Source organism: Pseudomonas sp. AMR01 (genome assembly GCF_041946035.1).
Taxonomy (GTDB): domain Bacteria; phylum Pseudomonadota; class Gammaproteobacteria; order Pseudomonadales; family Pseudomonadaceae; genus Aquipseudomonas; species Aquipseudomonas antarctica_B.
The window spans coordinates 109,407-128,676 of sequence record NZ_JAUTYR010000005.1; the positions used below are offsets into that span (position 1 = coordinate 109,407).

The following is a 19,270-nucleotide window of genomic DNA, read 5'->3' on the forward strand; positions in this document are numbered from 1 at the left end:
GAGCTTGCTCCCGCTGGAGTGCGAAGCGCTCCCAAGATTTTTGGGGCCGCTGCGCAGCCCAACGCGGGCAAGCCCGCTCGCCACAAGGTTTAGCGGTGTATCAGTTACTGCGCCAACGGGCCCACTTCACGCAGCGGCTTGCCACGCACTGGCGCATCGCCTGCCACGTAGTAGTCGGCGGTGCTGCGCGGCAGCGGCTGGCGGCCGCGGATCTTGTCGGCGATTTTCTCGGCGATCATGATCGTTGGCGCGTTCAGGTTGCCGGTGGTGATGATCGGCATGATCGACGCATCCACAACGCGCAGGCCTTGCATGCCGTGCACGCGGCCTTCGCCATCCACCACCGCCATCTCGTCGGTGCCCATCTTGCACGAGCAGGACGGGTGGTACGCGGTTTCGGCGTGCTCGCGGATGAACGTGTCCAGCTGTTCATCGGTTTGCACTTCAATACCGGGGCTGATTTCGCGACCACGGTACTGGTCCAGTGCCGGCTGTTGCATGATTTCGCGGGTCAGGCGTATGCCGTCACGGAATTCCTGCCAGTCCTGCTCGGTGGCCATGTAGTTGAAGAGGATGCTCGGGTAGTCCCGTGGGTTCTTCGACTTCAGGTGCACGCGGCCACGGCTCGGCGAACGCATGGAACCCATGTGCGCCTGGAAGCCGTGCTCTTTCACACCCTTGCTGCCGTTGTAGTTAATCGCCACCGGCAGGAAGTGGTACTGGATGTTCGGCCATTCGAATTCCGGACGCGAACGGATAAAACCGCCGGCTTCGAACTGGTTGCTGGCGCCGATACCGGTGCCGTTGAACAGCCACTCGGCACCGATCGCCGGCTGGTTGTACCAGAGCAGCGACGGGTACAGCGAGACAGGTTGGGTGCATGCATATTGCAGGTACAGCTCAAGGTGATCCTGCAGGTTTTCGCCGACACCGGGCAGGTCGTGGACCACCGGGATATCGAGACTTTCCAGCAGCTTGGCCGGGCCGACGCCGGAGCGTTGCAGCAGTTGCGGCGAAGCAATGGCGCCGCTGCACACCAACACTTCTTTGCGCGCGCGGGCTTCAACACGCTCTTCAGCGGCGCCGATCAGGTAACGCACGCCGACGGCACGCTTGCCTTCGAACAAGACTTTGTCGGTGAGGGCGTGGGTGACGATGGTCAGAGTCGAACGCTTTTTAGCCGTGTCCAGATAACCGCGCGCGGTGCTGGCGCGACGGCCGTTAGGCGTGACGGTACGGTCCATCGGGCCGAAGCCTTCTTGCTGGTAGCCGTTCAAGTCTTCGGTACGCGGGTAACCGGCCTGTACGCCTGCTTCAACCATCGCTTGGAACAGCGGGTTGTTGCCGGCTTTGGGCGTGGTCACGCTGACCGGGCCATCGCCGCCGTGCCAATCGTTCGGGCCGATGTCGCGGGTTTCGGCCTTGCGGAAATACGGCAGGCAATCGAGGTAGGTCCAGTCTTCCAGACCTGGCAGTTTCGACCAGTTGTCATAGTCCATGGCGTTGCCACGGATGTAGCACATGCCGTTGATCAGCGAGGAACCACCCAGGCCCTTGCCGCGACCGCATTCCATCCGGCGGCCGTCCATGTGTGGCTCTGGATCGGTTTCGTAGGCCCAGTTATAGCGACGGCCTTGCAGCGGGAACGCCAGGGCGGCCGGCATCTGGGTACGGAAGTCGAGACGGTAGTCAGGGCCGCCGGCTTCCAGCAGCAGAACGGTGACGCCTTCGTCTTCGGTCAGACGGGTCGCCAGGGTGTTACCGGCGGAGCCGGCACCCACAATGATGTAATCGTATTCTTGGGACATAAAATGCACCCTCTTAAAAGTTGGTTCAGGCTGCTTTTGTGGCGAGGGGGCTTGTCCCCCGTTCGACTGCGCAGCAGTCGCAAAGTCAGCGCTCGAGTTCTATCTGAAAAGACGGCGGTGTCTGGAATGGGGCTGCTTCGCAGCCCAACGCGGGCGGTGCGACGATTCGCCAAGCCCGCTCGCCACAGGGGCCATTCCAGTGGTTTAGAACACCGAGGCGTAATCGCCCAGCTCAACCTGTACCGATTTGATGCGGGTGAAGTTGTTCAGCGAGCTGATGCCGTTCTCACGGCCAACACCCGATTGCTTGTAGCCGCCGACCGGCATTTTTGCGTCGGACTCGCCCCAGGCGTTGATCCAGCAGATACCCGCTTCCAGCTGATGAATCACGCGGTGGGCGCGGTTCAGGTCTTTGGTCACAAGGCCTGCGGCCAAACCGAAGTCGGTGTCGTTGGCGCGGCGGATCACTTCTTCTTCAGTCTCGTAAGTGAGGATGCTCATCACGGGGCCGAAGATTTCTTCACGCACGATGACCATGTCGTCGGTGCAGTCGGTGAACACGGTCGGGGCCACGAAGGCGCCTTTGGCGAAGTCGCCTTCGGTCAGGCGGTCGCCGCCGCACAGCAGGCGGGCGCCTTGCTCTTTACCCTTGCTGATGTAACCCAGCACGCTTTCCATGTGGGCAAAGCTGACCAGCGGGCCGAAGTTGGTGTTTTCGTCTTGCGGGCTGCCGATGCGAATACGCGCAACACGCTCGGCGATCTTGGCTTCAAACGCTGCTTGCAGGTGCTTTGGCACGAACACGCGAGTGCCGTTGGTGCAGACCTGACCGGAGCTGTAGAAGTTGGCCATCATCGCGATGTCGGCGGCGCGATCAAGGTCGGCGTCGTCGAAAATGATCAGCGGGGACTTGCCGCCCAGTTCCATGGTCACTTCTTTGAGCGAAGAGCTCGAAGCGCTGGCCATGACTTTCTTGCCGGTGTCGGTGCCGCCGGTGAACGAGACTTTCTCGATGCGCGGGTGCTCGGTCAGCCAGGTGCCGACTTCACGGCCGCTGCCGGTCAGAACGTTGAACACGCCTGCTGGAACGCCGGCTTCGGTGTAGATCTCAGCCAGTTTCAGGGTGGTCAGCGAAGTGACTTCACTTGGCTTGAAGATCATCGCGTTACCCGCGGCCAGGGCCGGTGCGGATTTCCACAGGGCGATCTGGATCGGGTAGTTCCACGCGCCAATACCGGCCACAACGCCCAGCGGCTCGCGGCGGGTGTAGACGAAGGACGTGTCACGCAGCGGGATCTGCTCGCCTTCAATCGCCGGCACCAGGCCTGCGTAGTATTCCAGCACGTCAGCGCCCGTCACCACGTCGACGTATTGGGTTTCGGAGAACGGCTTGCCGGTGTCCAGGGTTTCCAGGGCGGCCAACTCGTCGTTGCGCTCGCGCAGGATGTCGACGGCACGGCGCAGGATGCGCGAACGCTCCATGGCGGTCATCGCGGCCCAGATTTTCTGACCCTTTTCAGCGCTGACCACGGCACGTTCAACGTCGTCTTTGGTAGCGCGCTGCACTTGGGCGAGAACTTCACCGTTAGCCGGGTTGATGGCTTCGAAGGTGGCATCGCTGCCAGCGTCGCTGTAGCCGCCGTCAATGTAGAGTTTTTGCAGTTCGAAACGGGCCATAAAGTCCTCGCAAGTGCATAAGTGGTTGGCGTTAACCGCCGAAAAGTGAGCCATATGGGTGTGGCAACACTCAGCGACAGCAGTTCAGGGGTTGAGCGGTTATGTGTGCTCTAACTCACCTGCTTGGCCAATTGGAAATCCATGTATTCGTAAGCGATCCGCTGCGCCTGTTCCGTGTCGAAAGCGTCTCCCGACAGGGCGCCGCGCAACCACAAACCGTCGATCAGGGCTGCCAGGCCTCTGGCTGCTTTGCGTGCATGCGGCAGTGGCAGCACTCGGCGGAACTGGCAGCACAGGTTGGAATACAGACGTTGATCGTTGATCCGCTGCAACCTGTGCAATGACGGGTGATGCATGCTGGTGGCCCAGAAGGCCAGCCAGGTTTTCATTGCCGGTCCGTTGACCTGGCTGGCGTCGAAGTTGCCTTCGATGATCACCCGAAGGTGCGCCCGTGGGCTTTCGTCCTTCAGCGCAAGCCTGCGTTCGTGAACGTTCTCGATCAGCACATTCATCAAGTACCGCATCGTTGCGGCGATCAGGCCATTCTTGTCCTGAAAATAGTGACTGATGATGCCGTTCGAGACACCGGCCAAACGGGCGATCAGCGCAATGCTGGCGTCTCCCATCCCGACCTGATCGATGGCCGTCAAGGTGGCTTCGATCAACTGCTGGCGGCGTATGGGTTGCATACCGACCTTGGGCATGTAGCACCTCTCCTTAGGCCTGCCGACGGGCGATGAACGTTCGTCGACTTGAAGGCCAGTCTATTTTGTTTTGATTGAACGTTCAATCAACAAAGAATAAGCTCTGCGACAAATGGTCGCTACCTGTGGGTATTTACTGCCTCTTTGCGGCGACCCATGACACCTGCAAAAACCCTTGAAACACGCCGTATCAGGGCCTGTCAGCGCTTCGGCGGGGTTCAGGAATTTTCGCGGTGCCTTTATAACACCCGTCCGTCGACTGCCGAAAAATCGATGTCCCGGGATAACCGTTGCCTTGTGTTTCTCTCTCGCACTGCCTGGAGCATCTGCGCCATGAGTTCTGCCTCTCTTATAAAGACCCCGCCGGAAAAGGTGCGGGTCAACGGTTGGGTGTTTTACACCTCCACCGCGCTGATTCTGTTGTTGACCGCCATTCTGATCATCGCCCCGCAGGAGGCCGGGCGCATGCTTGGCGTAGCGCAGGCCTGGTTGTCGAAAAGCTTTGGCTGGTACTACATGGTGGTCATCGCCGCTTACCTGGTGTTCGTGGTCGGCCTGGCGTTTTCGTCCTACGGTAAATTGAAACTGGGCAGCAAGGACGACACCCCGGACTTCAGCTACGGCGCCTGGGCCGGCATGTTGTTCTCGTCGGGCATCGGTATTTCGCTGTTGTACTTCGGCGCCTCGGAGCCGCTGGACCACTACTTCAACCCGCCCGAAGGCGCCGCCGCCAGCAATGGCGCCGCACGCCAGGCGCTGCAGCTGACCTTCCTGCACTGGGGCCTGCATGGCTGGGCGATCTATGCGCTGGTCGGCCTGGCCGTGGCGTATTTTGCGTACAGGCATAACCAGCCGCTGGCGTTGCGCTCGGCACTTTACCCGCTGGTGGGCGAGCGTTGGGTGAAAGGTGCGGCCGGGCACGCGGTGGACGGCTTCGGCATGTTCGTGACCCTGCTCGGGCTGGTGACCAACCTCGGTATCGGCGCGATGCAAGTGTCGTCCGGGCTGGAAAACCTGTTCGGTATGGAGCACAGCAACACCAACCTGCTGATCGTGATCATCGTGATGAGCACCGTGGCGACCATCGCTGCTGTGTCGGGTGTGGAAAACGGCATTCGTCGTTTGTCCAACCTCAACATCGTGCTGTTCAGCGGTTTGCTGATCTTCGTGCTGCTGTTTGGCCCGACCTTGCACCTGCTTAACGGCCTGGTGCAGAACACGGGTGACTACCTGAACGGCATCGTGCTGAAAACCTTCGACCTCTATGTGTACGAAGGCGACGCCGACAAGACCGAACGCTGGATGGGCCTGTGGACCTTGTTCTACTGGGCCTGGTGGATTTCCTGGGCGCCATTTGTGGGCATGTTCATCGCGCGTATTTCTCGGGGTCGCACGGTGCGTGAACTGGTGGCCGGCGTGCTGCTGATCCCGCTGGGCTTCACCCTGGCGTGGCTGTCGATCTTCGGTAACTCGGCGCTGGACCTGGTGCTGAACCACGGTGCGGTGGAGTTGGGCAAGACGGCGCTGGAACAACCGTCCATGGCCATCTACCAATTGCTGGAGCATTACCCGGCGTCGAAAATCGTAATCGGCGTGTCGATCTTTGTCGGCTTTGTGCTGTTCCTGACCCCGGCGGATTCCGGCGCGGTGATGATGGCCAACCTTTCCTGCAAAGGCGGCAATGTGGATGAAGATGCGCCGCACTGGCTGCGAATCTTCTGGTCGGCGGTGATCACGCTGGTGACCATCGGCCTGCTGTTTGCCGGTAACTTCGAAGCCATGCAAACCATGGTGGTGTTGGCGGGGTTGCCGTTCTCGGTGGTGCTGATTTTGTTCATGTTCGGTTTGCACAAGGCCATGCGCCAGGACGTGGCGATGGAACAGGAGCAGGCGCAATTGGCCGAGCGTGGCCGTCGTGGTTTCAGCGAACGGTTGACCGCGCTGGACTTGCAGCCAAGCCAGGGCACCGTGCAGCGCTTTATGGATAAACACGTCACGCCGGCGCTGGAAGAAGCGGCGACGGCGTTGCGGGATCAGGGCCTGGAAGTGCAGACCTTGCTTGGTAAATCCAAGCGCTGCATCGGTGTGCGGATCGAGATGGAAGAGGGCAACCCGTTTGTCTACGAGGTGAGCCTGGATGCTTACTCGTCGGCGCCGAGCGATGTGCCCGAAGAAGAGCGCACCCGTTACTACCGGGCCGAGGTGTACCTGCACAACGGGCCTCAGGAATACGACCTGATGGGCTTCACCCAGGAACAGATCACCCGGGATGTGCTCGATCAGTTTGAAAGCCATCGGCAGCTCCTTGGCCGTGTCTATAGCTGATAGTTGAGCCTGTGGTGTCCTCACTGACACCACTGAGGGCAAAAATGTGGGAGGGGGCTTGCTCCCGATAGCGGTGGATCAGTAACAGATGTACTGACTGACACATTGCAATCGGGAGCAAGCCCCCTCCCACATGTTGACCCGGTTTCTACAGCGGGTTTTGCGGTGTTGGCTCAGCCGAGGTTCTTGCCCAGCAGGGCGTGGTACAGCTCACTGTCGCCGAGTATCCCCACCACCTTGTCATTGTCCTGCAGCACCAACTTGTTCCCGGTGTGGTACCGAATCTGCAACGCATCGCGCATGCCGATATTCGAATCCACCAGCGTCGGTACCCGGCCCAAACCTTCCACCGGTTGCCCCGGCGCCCAGTTCTGCAGGTTCAACGGCGTGCCGTTCTGCCGCGCACCCTTGATCACATTGCCTTCGGTCAAATCCAGCCACGAATCACCGCCCGGGTCCAGGCTGATCGAGCCGTTCACGTGGGTGCAGTTATCCACAGTGCGCATCAGGCTGCGGCCGCACAGAACGTTCAGCGGGTTGGTATGGGCGACGAAGGTGCGCACATAGTCATCCGCCGGGTTCAGCACAATCTCTTCCGGCACGCTGTACTGGATGATCTTGCCGTCTTTCATGATCGCGATGCGGCTGCCGAGTTTCAGCGCCTCATCCAGGTCATGGCTCACGAACACGATGGTCTTGCTCAGCTTGCGCTGCAGCTCCAGCAGTTCGTCTTGCAGGCCTTGGCGAATCAACGGGTCGAGGGCTGAGAAGGGTTCGTCCATCAGCAAAATATCGGCGTCCATCGCCAAGGCGCGGGCCAGGCCGACGCGCTGCTGCATGCCGCCGGACAACTCGTCGGGCTTCTTGTTACGCCACTGGGTCAGGCCCACCAGTTCGAGCTTTTCATCCACCAGCTTGCGCCGTTCTTTTTCCGGGCGGCCCTGCATCTCCAGGCCAAAGCTGATGTTCTCGCGCACCGTCAGCCAGGGCATCAGGGCGAACTTCTGGAACACCATGGCGATGCGTTTGGTGCGCATCATTTTCAGCTCGGCGGGCGTGCACGACGCGATGTCGATCTGGCGCCCTTCATGCTCCACAAACAGCTGGCCACGGCTGACGGTGTTGAGGCCGTTGATGCAACGCAGCAAGCTCGACTTGCCGGAGCCGGACAGGCCCATCAGCACGCAGATTTCGCCTTTCTCTACATCCAGGCTGGCTTTTTCAACGCCGACGATATGGCCGGTTTTTTTCAGGATCTCGTTACGGCTCAGGCCTTGGTCGAGCAGCTTGAGCGCTTCGCGTGGGTCTTTGGAGAAGATCACGTCGACATTGTCGAATCGGATAATGCTCATGCATCACCCCCTACTTTGGCGTCGGGTTGTTTGCAGATGCGGTCGAGCATGATGGCCAGCAATACGATTGCCAGGCCGGCTTCAAAGCCCAGGGCGATGTCGGCGGTGTTGAGTGCGTTGACCACCGGTTTGCCGAGGCCATCAGCGCCCACCAGAGCGGCGATCACTACCATCGACAGCGACAGCATGATGCATTGGGTAATACCGGCGGCAATGCTCGGCATGGCGTGGGGCAGTTCAATACGTGAGAGCAACTGACGGCGCGAGCAGCCAAAGGCCTTGCCGGCGTCCATCAGCTCTTGTGGAACATCGCGGATGCCCAGGTAGGTCAGGCGGATTGGCGCGGCAATCGCGAACACCACCGTGGAAATCAGCCCAGGCACCACACCCAGCCCGAAGAGGGTCAGGGTAGGGATGAGGTAGACGAAGGTCGGTACGGTCTGCATCAGATCGAGCACCGGCCGCATCATGGTGTAGAACAGCGGTTTGTGTGCGGCAACAATGCCCAGCGGCACACCGATGACCACGCAGACCAGTGTGGCGAACAACACCTGCGCGAGGGTTTCCATGGTTTCCTGCCAGTACCCAAGGTTCAGGATCAGCAGGAAGGAGGCAATGACAAACACCGTCAGGCCCCATTTGCGTTGAATAAAGTGAGCCAGCAGTGCAACCAGACCGATCAACGCCAGCGGATTGAACCAGGTCAGCGCAAACGTCACGCCGTGGATCATCGTTTCCAGGGTCGATGCGATCGCGTCGAAGTAGTTGGCACCGTGCTCGGTCAACCATTCAACGAAGGCAGCGATGTACTGGCCTAGTGGGATTTTATGTTCAGTCAGCATGGTAGTGAATGTCCACATGCGAAGGGGAAAACATCCCGGACCAGCGCACCGGCCCGGGGTCAGCAATTACTATTTGGCAAGATAAGCTTTAACGGCCTCCAGACCTGGTTTGCCATCAACGGTGGTCACACCGGCGAGCCAGGTGTCGAGCACTTGCGGGTTGGCTTTGAGCCAGGCCTTGGCGGCGGCGTCGGGTTTTTGTTTGTCGTCCAGGACGTTACCCATCAGGGTGCTTTCCATGTTCAGGGTGAACGACAGGTTTTTCAGCAACTGGCCGACGTTGCTGCATTCCTGGGTGTAGCCCTTGCGTACGTTGGTGTAGATGGTGGCCTGGCCGTAGTTGGGGCCGAACGAATCGTCACCCCCGGTCAGGTACTTCATCTTGAAGCGAGTGTTCATCGGGTGCGGTTCCCAGCCGAGGAACACAATGGCCTGGTTGCGTTTGGTCGCACGTTCTACCTGCGAAAGCATCCCGGCTTCGCTGGACTCGACCACTTTGAAGCCAGCGGTTTTCAGGCCGAACGCGTCTTTGTCGATGAGGGTTTGAATGGTGCGATTGCCGTCGTTGCCCGGCTCGATGCCGTAGATCTTGCCGCCCAGTTCATCCTTGAATTTGGCAATGTCGGCGAAGTCCTTAAGGCCTTTGTTGTACAGCGCTTCAGGGACCGCGAGGGTGTATTTGGCGTTCTCAAGGTTGGCGCGTACGGTTTCCACGGTGCCGGCATCACGGTAGGGCTTGATGTCGTTTTCCATGGTCGGCATCCAGTTGCCGAGGAAGATATCCATGTTCTTGCCATCCGCCAGCGACTTGTAAGTCACGGGTACCGAAATCATCGTGGTGCGCGGCTTGTAGCCCAGGCCCTTGAGGACTTCGCTGGTGGTGGCGGTGGTGACGGTGATGTCGGTCCAGCCGACATCGGAGAAGTTAACAGTCTGACATTGTGCCGGTTCTGCAGCGTGCGCCAGGACTGGCAGACTCAGCATGGCGGCCAACAACAACTGGGATGAACCTTTCATGGGGCTAGACTCCTGTATTTTTTCTGGCGGCCTTCGCCGCGCTTTATAAGTGTTGCGGTTGGTGCGTGCGATGGGGCGACGGCACGGTGCCTTGCAAACGAGTCGAGACTGATCATGTACCAGCGAAAATCTGACGCCTACAGGGGGCGTCGTATCCAGTACAGGGATGGTCGTATCCAGTGTCGGTGACGTCGCTTACAGATTTTTCAAACGGCAAAACCGCAGGTTTTGTCGATCTGCACCGCTAAAAACGGCCAAAACGCCTGTTCGCACAAGTGAGGCGTTGGTGAGCATGGTTACGTCGGTGTGAGACGCTGTGATGACAGGTAAAAGCCTGATGATGCCGCCATCTGGGCCGTGTAGCAGCCTGTTCATGCCTGGCCTGTTCACCTGCGGAGTTTCACGGCAATGGCTATCAGCGTTTTCGACCTGTTCAAGATCGGCATCGGGCCTTCTAGTTCTCACACCGTCGGCCCCATGCGCGCCGCGGCGTTGTTCGTCCAACGGTTACGTGAACGTGAACTCTTGGAACAGGTAAGGCGCGTTGAAGTTCAGCTGTACGGCTCTTTATCGGCCACCGGCATCGGTCACGGCAGCGACACCGCGACCATTATGGGCCTGATGGGCGAGTGGCCCGACGCGATTGATCCGGCGCAAATCGGCCTGCGCATTCACACCCTGCGCGAGACCGACACGCTGTTGCTCGATGGGCGTTTGCCAGTGCCGTTTGTATGGGCACGCGACATGCGTTTGCTCGATGAAAACCTGCCGTTCCACCCCAACGCCATGACCCTGGTGGTGTACGGCGAGGCGGGTGAATTGCACCGCGACACTTACTACTCGGTTGGGGGTGGGTTTGTGGTGGATGAGGCCCAGGCGCAGAGCGGCGTGGCGGACATGGACCGCACCGAGCTGCCCTACGAATTTTCCAGCGCGGTAGAGCTGTTGCAGCTGTGCAAGACCCACAACCTGCGCGTCGCCGAATTGATGCTGGCCAACGAAAAAACCTGGCGCAGCGAAGAGGACATCCGCAGCGGCCTGATGAAGCTCTGGCGCGCCATGCAGGATTGCGTGGAGCAGGGCCTCAAGCACGAGGGCATCCTGCCCGGCGGGCTTAACGTACGCCGTCGCGCCGCCAGGTTGCACCGCAGCTTGCAGGAGCTGGGCAAGCCGAATGTGATTGGCTCGACCTTGAGCGCCATGGAATGGGTCAATCTGTTTGCGTTGGCGGTGAACGAGGAAAACGCCGCCGGCGGGCGCATGGTCACGGCGCCCACCAATGGCGCGGCGGGGATCATTCCGGCGGTGCTGCATTACTTCATGAAGTTCAGCGAAGAGGTCACCGAAGCCAACGTGGTCGACTACCTGCTCGGCGCGGCGGCGGTGGGCATTCTGTGTAAAAAGAATGCGTCGATTTCGGGTGCTGAAGTCGGTTGCCAGGGTGAAGTCGGTTCAGCCTGCGCCATGGCTGCCGCCGGGCTGGCTGAAATCCTCGGCGCCACGCCGGAGCAACTGTGCAACGCAGCCGAAATTGGCCTGGAGCATAACCTCGGTTTGACCTGCGACCCGGTCGGCGGCCTGGTGCAAGTGCCGTGCATTGAGCGCAATGCGATTGCGGCGGTGAAGGCGATCAATGCCGCGCAGATGGCCCTGCGCGGTGACGGCCAGCACTTTATCTCCCTGGACCGAGTGATCCGCACCATGCGCGATACCGGGGCGGATATGCACGACAAGTACAAAGAGACATCACGCGGCGGCTTGGCGGTGAGTGCGGTGGAGTGTTGAGACCGAGTCGCCTGCATTCGCGAGCAAGCCCGCTCCCACATTCGACCGCGTTTCTTCACGCTGTACACGGTCAACTGTGGAAGCGGGCTTGCTCGCGAATGCGGTAGTCCAGGCACCACTGCTCATAAACTGAACACCCGTATCCCATCACGCCACCTTTTAGCGCGTCGCAAACAGATAAGTTGCGCCCGAACGATTTCCCTCCCGATCAGCTGTCTCCCGTGCGTGTGGTGACAGACGTTTCCTACGCCTGCAAAGCGCCTTCCCACAAGTGCTACCGAACTGCTCACACCCCTTGAGCAGGGCCGCTCCTACGCCTGTTTCGGGCCATATCCCGCACTTCCCGCACGGGCTTATATAGACGCATCATCAGGTCGTTTTCAGGAGTTATTGAATGGCCATTCAATTTTAGGCATGGCAATTGCTCTACCAACACAAAGCCTCTCTCCTCGCTGGAGCCGAGTGCAATAACAAGAGCCTCGCCTGAGGCCATCACCCGCTTTGTGTGAGGAGATATCGCGATGACGTCGTTCAACTCAGGGGCTCAACCCCAGAACCGTGCGCCTCAATCCATCGGCTTTTTGCTGCTGGACAATTTCACGCTGATTTCACTGGCCTCGGCCGTGGAACCGCTGCGCATGGCCAACCAGCTGTCCGGCCGCGAGCTGTATCGCTGGACCACCCTGAGTGTCGACGGTAATCAGGTATGGGCCAGCGACGGTCTGCAAATCACCCCTGATGCTTCCATGCACAAAGCCCCGGCCCTGGACACCGTCATTGTGTGCGGCGGCGTGGGCATCCAGCGCACCGTCACCCGCGAACACGTGTCGTGGCTGCAGAGCCAGGCGCGCCAGTCCCGCCGCCTCGGCGCCGTGTGCACCGGCAGTTGGGCCCTGGCGTGCGCCGGCCTGCTTGATGGTTTTGATTGCAGCGTGCACTGGGAATGCCTGGCGTCGATGCAGGAAGCTTTTCCACGCGTGGCCATGAGCACACGCCTGTTCACCCTCGACCGAAACCGCTTCACCAGTTCGGGCGGCACCGCGCCGCTGGACATGATGCTGCACCTGATCAGCCGCGACCACGGCCGTGAATTGTCGGCAGCCATCTCCGAGATGTTTGTGTACGAACGCATCCGCAACGAACAGGATCACCAGCGCGTGCCGCTCAAGCACATGCTGGGCACCAACCAGCCGAAGCTGCAGGAAATTGTCGCGCTGATGGAAGCCAACCTGGAAGAGCCGATCGACCTGGATGAGCTGGCGGTGTACGTCGCCGTGTCGCGTCGTCAACTGGAGCGCCTGTTCCAGAAATACCTGCATTGCTCGCCGTCGCGCTATTACTTGAAGCTGCGCCTGATCCGTGCCCGGCAGTTGCTCAAGCAAACGCCGATGTCGATTATCGAAGTGGCGTCGGTGTGCGGGTTTGTGTCCACGCCGCACTTCTCCAAGTGCTACCGCGAATACTTCGGCATTCCGCCACGGGATGAGCGCGTAGGGTCCAACACTACCCAGCAAGTGGCGATGATGCCGATCCCTCAGGCGCTGGTGTTGTCACCGTTGTCGGGGCCGTTGTCGGCGTTGAGCCAGGCCAGGAATGAGTCGACTTTCGCCAGTGTAAGGCTCTAGACCGAGTCGCCTGCATTCGCGAGCAAGCCCGCTCCCACATTCGACCTCATTTCAAAGGTGGAACTCGGTTAAATGTGGGAGCGGGCTTGCTCGCGAATGCGGTGCGTCAGGCACCAGAACTCTGCTTAAACTGCACAAGAGCCGGCAACAACTGCTTATCGATCGCCTGCCTCACCGCCGGCAGAATCGTCGCGCTGCCGCCGTACATCTGCTCCACCATACTCTTGAGTGCCTTGGCTCGCGCGGCACTCAAACCACGCACCGCACACTCGCAGGCCTGTTCGGCGGTGGCGCCGCTTGCGACTTCAACACCCAGCGAGCGCAGTTGGCCCAGCAGGTCATCCTGGTCAAGCAAATCCGCGTGCATCATGACGTTCATCCTGGTGTAGGGAGCGGGGACTGAGTTGGATTCTGAAAGGCCCTCGGCCGGTCGGCAAGCGCGCAAGCAACGAATGGCTCGGATGGCTATGAACAGGTCGTTTTCGGGTCATTTACCAAAAGAAGTAACAGGCACACTGAATGCCAGCAAGCAACTTGATGGTTTGGTCACCCTCGGGATGTCACGCTCACACAAAGCACTCTGCCCCGATCTTGTCACGGCTTGATCGGGGCTTTTTTTGGCCGGGATTTGGGGTGGATGTGCTGGCCCCATCGCAGGCAAGCCTCGGTCCACTGCCGGTTATTTTTTAGGCGGCAACCCAATCACTCGGCCGAGCAGGGCAGGGCGTGAAAGGTCTGCCTGTTCGGCGCTGATGGCCGTGAGCTTTTCCAGCGTAGCCTCGGTGAACGGCACCGAACGCGGACCGGCGAGGTCCACGTGCGTCAGCAGTTGTTCGTTGCCTGCCAGCACCTTCGCATGACCCACCCTGTGCAGGCTGTGATAGAGGTGCAGGCGCTTGGCGTCATGGGCGATCAATTGGGTGTGTACCTCGACTTCGGCGTCGAGTTTCACTTCGTGCAGGTAGTTCAGGTGCAGTTCCAGCGTGAACAGCGAGTGGCCGCTGGCTTCGCGGTTTTCGCTGGTGAGGCCAATAGTCTCCATCAGCGCGTCGGTGGCGTAGCTGAAGATCAGCAGGTAGAACGCGTCGCGCAGGTGGCCGTTGTAGTCGACCCATTCGGGTTGAATGTTGGTGGTGTAGGTAGTCAGTGCGGGCATGTCTGGGATTCCGGATCAGTAATCGGTCAGCTGTGGGAGCTGGCTTGCCTGCGATGACGATGCAAGATTCACCACCGCCATCGCAGGCAAGCCAGCTCCCACAGAGAATCAACAGCGGTTACTCGGCAAAGCTCATACCGTGTTTGGCCTTGGTGGTTTTCACGGCTTCCAGCACTGCCAGCAGGCAATCATCACGATAGCGCTCCAGCGCCGAAATGCTATGGGTTCCCAACTGATCGCTGGTGCCCTCCACCACATCATCAATCAACTTATCGGTCAGCTCCGGCGCCGGCAGGTACGTCCACGGCAACTGCAACGCCGGGCCGAATTGCGCCATGAAGTGTCGCATCCCGGCATCGCCGCCCGCCAGGGTGTAGGTCAGGAAAGTGCCCATGAACGACCAGCGCAGCCCGGCGCCAAAACGGATTGCGTCGTCGATTTCGCCGGTGGTTGCCACGCCGTCATTCACCAGGTGCAGCGCCTCACGCCACAGCGCTTCGAGCAGGCGGTCAGCGATGAAGCCGGGCACTTCCTTGCGTACATGCAAAGGCCGCATACCGAGGGATTCGTACACCTTGATAGCCGCTTGAATCGCTTCGGGCGCGGTGTGTTTGCCGCCGACCACTTCCACCAACGGCAGCAGGTAAACCGGGTTGAATGGGTGGCCGACCACGCAGCGTTCCGGGTGGGTCGAACCCTCGTAGAACTCGCTCGGCAACAGGCCCGAGGTACTTGAGCCGATCAATGCATCCGGCTTGGCAGCCGCGCTGATCTTGCTGTGCAATTCGAGTTTCAGCTGCAGGCGTTCCGGGGCGCTTTCCTGGATGAAATCGGCGTCTTTGACGCACTCTTCAATCGTGCCGACAAAGCGCAAGCGGTCTTGAGACGCACCGGGCGTCAGGCCTTGTTTTTCAAGCGCGCCCCAGGCGTTGGCGACGCGTTTGCGCAACGCGGCTTCGGCACCGGGCGCCGGGTCCCAGGCGACTACGTCCAGGCCGTGGGCTAGGGCGCGGGAGACCCAGCCGCTGCCGATGACACCGCTGCCGAGGGCGGCGAAGGTTTTGATTTCGGTGATAAAGCTCATGGGCGACAGTCCTGAAGAGTTCGGTGATTCAATGTGGGAGCTGGCTTGCTGTGGCGAGGGAGCTTGCTCCCGCTGGGCTGCGCAGCGGCCCCAAGATCTAGGGAGCGCTTCGCACTCCAGCGGGAGCAAGCTCCCTCGCCACAAAGCCCGCTCCCACAGGGGGGTTGTGGTGTGTGGGAGTTAACCGCGCTTGGTCAGGCCCATCTTCACGCGGCCTTCCGCCGGGGTCATGACCCGTGCGCCCAGGCGGCTGAGGATTTCACTGGCCCGTTCCACCAACTGGCCGTTGGTGGCCAGCACGCCTTTGTCCAGCCACAGGTTGTCTTCCAGGCCGACCCGTACGTTGCCGCCCAGCAGCACCGCTTGCGCGGCCATCGGCATTTGCATGCGGCCAATACCGAACCCGGCCCACACCGCGTCAGCGGGCAGGTTGTCGACCATGGCTTTCATGGTGGTGGTGTCAGCCGGTGCGCCCCACGGAATGCCCAGGCACAGTTGAAACAGCGGGTTGTCGAGCAGGCCTTCCTTGATCATCTGCTTGGCGAACCACAAATGGCCGGTGTCGAAAATTTCCAGCTCGGCCTTCACGCCCAGCGCTTGAATGCGTTTGGCGCCCGCACGTAATTGCGCCGGGGTGGACACGTAAATGGTGTCGCCGTCGCCGAAGTTCAGCGTGCCGCAATCCAGGGTGCAGATTTCCGGCAGCAGCTCTTCCACGTGGGCCAGGCGGGTCAGCGGGCCGACCAGGTCGGTGTTGGGACCGAATTCCATCGGGTTCTCGCCGCCGCCGATCTCCAGGTCGCCGCCCATGCCGGCGGTGAGGTTGACGATGATGTCGACGTCAGCCTCACGAATGCGCTCCATCACTTCGCGGTACAGGGCGACGTCACGGCTGAACTTGCCGGTTTGCGGGTCACGCACATGGCAGTGCACAACCGTCGCGCCAGCCTTGGCAGCTTCAACGGCGGCGGCGGCGATTTGCTTGGGCGTGACCGGCACATGCGGGCTTCTGGCGGTCGTGTCGCCAGCACCGGTGAGTGCGCAGGTGATGATGACGTCGTGGTTCATGAGGCAGGTTCCTTACAGGCGGGCATAGTGATGCCGTTCGCAGCCAGAAGCGGCTGCGACACGGTGAGTCGAATCAGGTTATTTGGCGGTCAGTTGCAGGTGGGCTGCAGCCGGTTTGCCGTCGAAGGTGGTCACGCCGTCCAGCCAGCGCGCCTGGTCTTGCGGGTGATCCTTGAGCCACTGCCTGGCGGACTCGAAGGCGTCCTTGTGGTCCAGCAACGGCTGCATCATGCGGCTCTCGTCGGCGGCGGTGAAGGTCAGGTTGGTCAGCAGTTTGTGGATATTCGGGCACTGCTCGGCGTAGGTCGGCGAGGTGACCGTCCACACCGTGGCCATGCCTTCGTTCGGGCCCAGCGCGTCGTCGCTGCCGGTGAGGTAAGTCATCGCCACGTTGACGTTCATCGGGTGCGGCGCCCAGCCAAAGAACACCACGGCTTCCTTGCGGCGCACGGCGCGGTCAACGGCGGCAAGCATGCCGGCTTCACTGGACTCGACCAGCTGGAACTTGCCCAGGCCAAACTGGTTCTTGGCGATCATCGCCTTGATCTGGGTGTTGGCGCCCGAGCCTGGCTCGATGCCGTAAATTTTGCCGCCCAGTTCTTTTTCGAACCTGGCGATGTCGGCGAAGGTTTTCAGGCCCTTGTCCGCCAGGTAAGTCGGTACGGCGAGGGTGGCGCGCGCATCTTCCAGGCTCGGTTTGTCGAGGACCTTGACCTGCTTGGCGTCGATGAATGGTGTGATGGTCTGGGTCATCAGCGGGTTCCAGTAACCCAAAAACAGGTCCAGGCGCTGGTCGCGGATACCGGCGAAGATGATTTGCTGAGAGGCGCTGGTTTGTTTGGTCTTGTAGCCGAGGCCGTCGAGCAACACTTGGGTCATGGCGCTGGTGGCGATTACATCGGTCCAGTTCACCACGCCCATGCGCACGTTCTGGCAAGACGCCGCATCGGCGGCCAGTACGTTCGTGCTCAATATGGCGCTGGCGCTGAGTGCAAGCACGCAGCGGCTGATCAGTCGGTTCATGGTGGATCCCTCGGCAGGTCGTTATTGTGGGGTCCGGCGTCTTTGTGCGCCGTGAGGCCAAGTTACGCAAGCCTGGGGGCGACAAAACGCACGGCGGCGACCCGCTCTTGCACTGCAGCGACCTAGGCCCTTGAATCCGCCCGTGAACGGGAGTGTCACAGTGCCACGCTGCCCGTACGACGAGAGCGCCACCATGTCCCAGGATTTCTATTTTTTGCTGATGCCGGGGTTTTCGGCGATTGGCTTTATCTCCGCGCTGGAGCCGTTGCGAGTGGCCAACCGCTTTCGCGGTGAGCTGTACCGCTGGCACGTATTGAGCGCCGACGGCGGCGCAGTGCTGGCGAGCAACGGCATGTCGGTCAACGCCGACGCCGCGCTGGAGCCGCTGAAAAAAGGCGCGACGTTGATGGTGGTCGCAGGCTTCGAACCCCTGAAGTTCGCCTCGCCCGCGCTGGAACACTGGCTGCGCCGCCTCGACCACGACGGCGTGACCCTCGGCGCCATCGACACCGGCGCCTGCGTGCTGGCCGAAGCCGGCCTGCTCGACGGCCATCGCCTGACCCTGCACTGGGAAGCCATCGACGCGTTCAAGGAATCCTATCCCCAGCTCACCGTGACCCAGGAACTGTTCGAGATCGACCGCCGCCGCATCACCTGCGCGGGCGGCACCGCCTCCATCGACCTGATGCTCGACCTGATCGCCCAGTCCCACGGCCCGGAGCTGGCGATCCAGGTGTCCGAACAGTTCGTGCTCAGCCGCATCCGCCCGCGCAAAGACCACCAGCGCATGCAGATCGCCACGCGCTACGGCATCAACAACAAGAAACTGGTGCAGGTGATCGGCGAGATGGAACAGCACACCGAGCCGCCGCTGAGCACGTTAGCCTTGGCCGACGCGATCAAGGTCACCCGACGCCAGCTGGAGCGGCTGTTTCGTCTGCATTTGAACGACACGCCGAGTAATTTTTACCTCGGCCTGCGCCTGGAAAAAGCCCGGCAGTTATTGCGCCAGAGCGATTTGAGCGTTTTGGAAGTGAGCATTGCGTGCGGGTTCGAGTCGCCGTCGTACTTCACGCGCAGCTACAGAGCGCGGTTTGCGAAGTGCCCGAGGGAGGATCGGCGACGGGAGGTGGTTTGATCGATTTTTAGCCAATTATAGTGGTCTCCATAATTAGGTAGAAATATCAGTTTCAGGGCTTGGGAATTCACCGCCGCCGCGCACATTGTTGAGTGCACACGCATCAAATGTGGGAGCGGCGGTGCGACGATTCGACTTGCTCGCGAATGCAATGTGTCAGTTGATGCATTCGGTACTGACACACCGCTATCGCAGGCAAGCCAGCTCCCACATTGAACCGTGGTGTGGTTTATTTCTTTAGCAGCGCCGAACACGCCGCCTTGAACGCCTCATGCTGATACTTGTTCAGCGTCCCCGGCAGCTCAAAGCCGTGCTTCTTGTACTGAGCATTGATGGTCTGCGGCGACAGCAACGTCACCTCAACACCTTCCAGCAGCTGAAACACCCCTTCAATCTTGAACGTGGTCGGGCCACCGGCGAACTCGCCTTTTTTGCTGCGCTTCTTGATCGCAATGCGGGTGATGGCGTTTGCCTGAACAAACGCATTCACCTGGGCGGCGAAGGCTTTGACGTTGGCCGCTTCATCGTCGTCTTCAAGACCGATTTTCTTGGTGGACATGGCGACGTGCGTCAGCGCCCCGTTGTCGAGCGAGGCAACGGCGATGATCGCTTCGCTGCCTTTGATTTCGATGCCGCAAATGGTCATGCAATAGCCTATTGAGGGAG

At 60.5% G+C, this 19,270-nt stretch carries 16 protein-coding genes; 4 read left to right on the top strand and 12 right to left on the bottom strand.

The features are described 5' to 3' along the window. Window positions 1-104: 104 nt before the first annotated feature. The 3 genes from betA to betI all read right to left on the bottom strand — a co-directional run bounded on the left by betA (window position 105) and on the right by betI (window position 4,189). Window positions 105-1,808 (bottom strand): choline dehydrogenase, encoded by a 1,704-nt coding sequence (betA, locus tag Q7C20_RS07065; RefSeq protein ID WP_375066537.1) that lies wholly within the window; start codon window positions 1,806-1,808, stop codon window positions 105-107. A 204-nt stretch (window positions 1,809-2,012) separates the two neighbouring features. Further along, on the bottom strand, window positions 2,013-3,485 hold the full coding sequence (gene betB / locus Q7C20_RS07070) for a betaine-aldehyde dehydrogenase (protein WP_375066538.1): 1,473 nt from the start codon (window positions 3,483-3,485) through the stop codon (window positions 2,013-2,015). Window positions 3,486-3,595: 110 nt separating this feature from the next. After that, window positions 3,596-4,189 (bottom strand): transcriptional regulator BetI, encoded by a 594-nt coding sequence (gene betI / locus Q7C20_RS07075; RefSeq protein WP_375066539.1) that lies wholly within the window; start codon window positions 4,187-4,189, stop codon window positions 3,596-3,598. A gap of 390 nt (window positions 4,190-4,579) precedes the next feature. Here betI and Q7C20_RS07080 point away from each other — a divergent pair, with 390 nt between their 5' ends. Continuing rightward, on the top strand, window positions 4,580-6,514 hold the full coding sequence (locus Q7C20_RS07080) for a BCCT family transporter (protein ID WP_375066631.1): 1,935 nt from the start codon (window positions 4,580-4,582) through the stop codon (window positions 6,512-6,514). 173 nt (window positions 6,515-6,687) lie between these two features. Here Q7C20_RS07080 and choV read toward each other — a convergent pair whose 3' ends face one another. From choV to Q7C20_RS07095, 3 genes are all read right to left on the bottom strand, one after another. Further along, window positions 6,688-7,866, bottom strand: coding sequence for a choline ABC transporter ATP-binding protein (gene choV / locus Q7C20_RS07085; protein ID WP_348061880.1), 1,179 nt, complete (start codon window positions 7,864-7,866; stop codon window positions 6,688-6,690). Next, on the bottom strand, window positions 7,863-8,708 hold the full coding sequence (gene choW, locus Q7C20_RS07090) for a choline ABC transporter permease subunit (RefSeq protein ID WP_348061879.1): 846 nt from the start codon (window positions 8,706-8,708) through the stop codon (window positions 7,863-7,865). The genes choV and choW overlap by 4 nt, the downstream gene beginning before the upstream one ends. Before the next feature lie 69 nt (window positions 8,709-8,777). Beyond that, entirely contained in the window at window positions 8,778-9,725 is a 948-nt protein-coding gene (locus Q7C20_RS07095; protein WP_348061878.1) for a choline ABC transporter substrate-binding protein, read from the bottom strand. Between the two features lie 408 nt (window positions 9,726-10,133). Here Q7C20_RS07095 and Q7C20_RS07100 point away from each other — a divergent pair, with 408 nt between their 5' ends. Beyond that, entirely contained in the window at window positions 10,134-11,510 is a 1,377-nt protein-coding gene (locus Q7C20_RS07100; protein WP_375066540.1) for an L-serine ammonia-lyase, read from the top strand. A gap of 521 nt (window positions 11,511-12,031) precedes the next feature. Next, on the top strand, window positions 12,032-13,135 hold the full coding sequence (locus Q7C20_RS07105) for a GlxA family transcriptional regulator (protein WP_003216915.1): 1,104 nt from the start codon (window positions 12,032-12,034) through the stop codon (window positions 13,133-13,135). A gap of 106 nt (window positions 13,136-13,241) precedes the next feature. On the opposite strand, the gene Q7C20_RS07110 is transcribed toward Q7C20_RS07105, so the two are convergent. From Q7C20_RS07110 to Q7C20_RS07130, 5 genes are all read right to left on the bottom strand, one after another. Continuing rightward, window positions 13,242-13,505 (bottom strand): hypothetical protein, encoded by a 264-nt coding sequence (locus tag Q7C20_RS07110; protein ID WP_348061992.1) that lies wholly within the window; start codon window positions 13,503-13,505, stop codon window positions 13,242-13,244. 309 nt (window positions 13,506-13,814) lie between these two features. Next, window positions 13,815-14,291 (bottom strand): thioesterase family protein, encoded by a 477-nt coding sequence (locus tag Q7C20_RS07115; protein ID WP_348061993.1) that lies wholly within the window; start codon window positions 14,289-14,291, stop codon window positions 13,815-13,817. 118 nt (window positions 14,292-14,409) lie between these two features. Continuing rightward, window positions 14,410-15,375, bottom strand: a complete 966-nt coding sequence (locus tag Q7C20_RS07120; RefSeq protein WP_375066541.1) for an L-carnitine dehydrogenase — start codon at window positions 15,373-15,375, stop codon at window positions 14,410-14,412. A gap of 180 nt (window positions 15,376-15,555) precedes the next feature. Further along, complete coding sequence (locus Q7C20_RS07125; RefSeq protein WP_375066542.1) at window positions 15,556-16,443, bottom strand: 3-keto-5-aminohexanoate cleavage protein; 888 nt, start codon at window positions 16,441-16,443, stop codon at window positions 15,556-15,558. A gap of 78 nt (window positions 16,444-16,521) precedes the next feature. After that, complete coding sequence (locus Q7C20_RS07130) at window positions 16,522-17,466, bottom strand: choline ABC transporter substrate-binding protein (RefSeq protein ID WP_375066543.1); 945 nt, start codon at window positions 17,464-17,466, stop codon at window positions 16,522-16,524. A 193-nt stretch (window positions 17,467-17,659) separates the two neighbouring features. Between Q7C20_RS07130 and Q7C20_RS07135 the strand changes: the two genes are divergently transcribed. Beyond that, complete coding sequence (locus Q7C20_RS07135; protein WP_375066544.1) at window positions 17,660-18,604, top strand: GlxA family transcriptional regulator; 945 nt, start codon at window positions 17,660-17,662, stop codon at window positions 18,602-18,604. A gap of 229 nt (window positions 18,605-18,833) precedes the next feature. Here the strand turns inward: Q7C20_RS07135 and Q7C20_RS07140 are convergent, their stop codons facing one another. Then, window positions 18,834-19,250, bottom strand: a complete 417-nt coding sequence (locus Q7C20_RS07140; protein WP_375066545.1) for a DUF3010 family protein — start codon at window positions 19,248-19,250, stop codon at window positions 18,834-18,836. Between the last annotated feature and the right edge of the window lie 20 nt (window positions 19,251-19,270).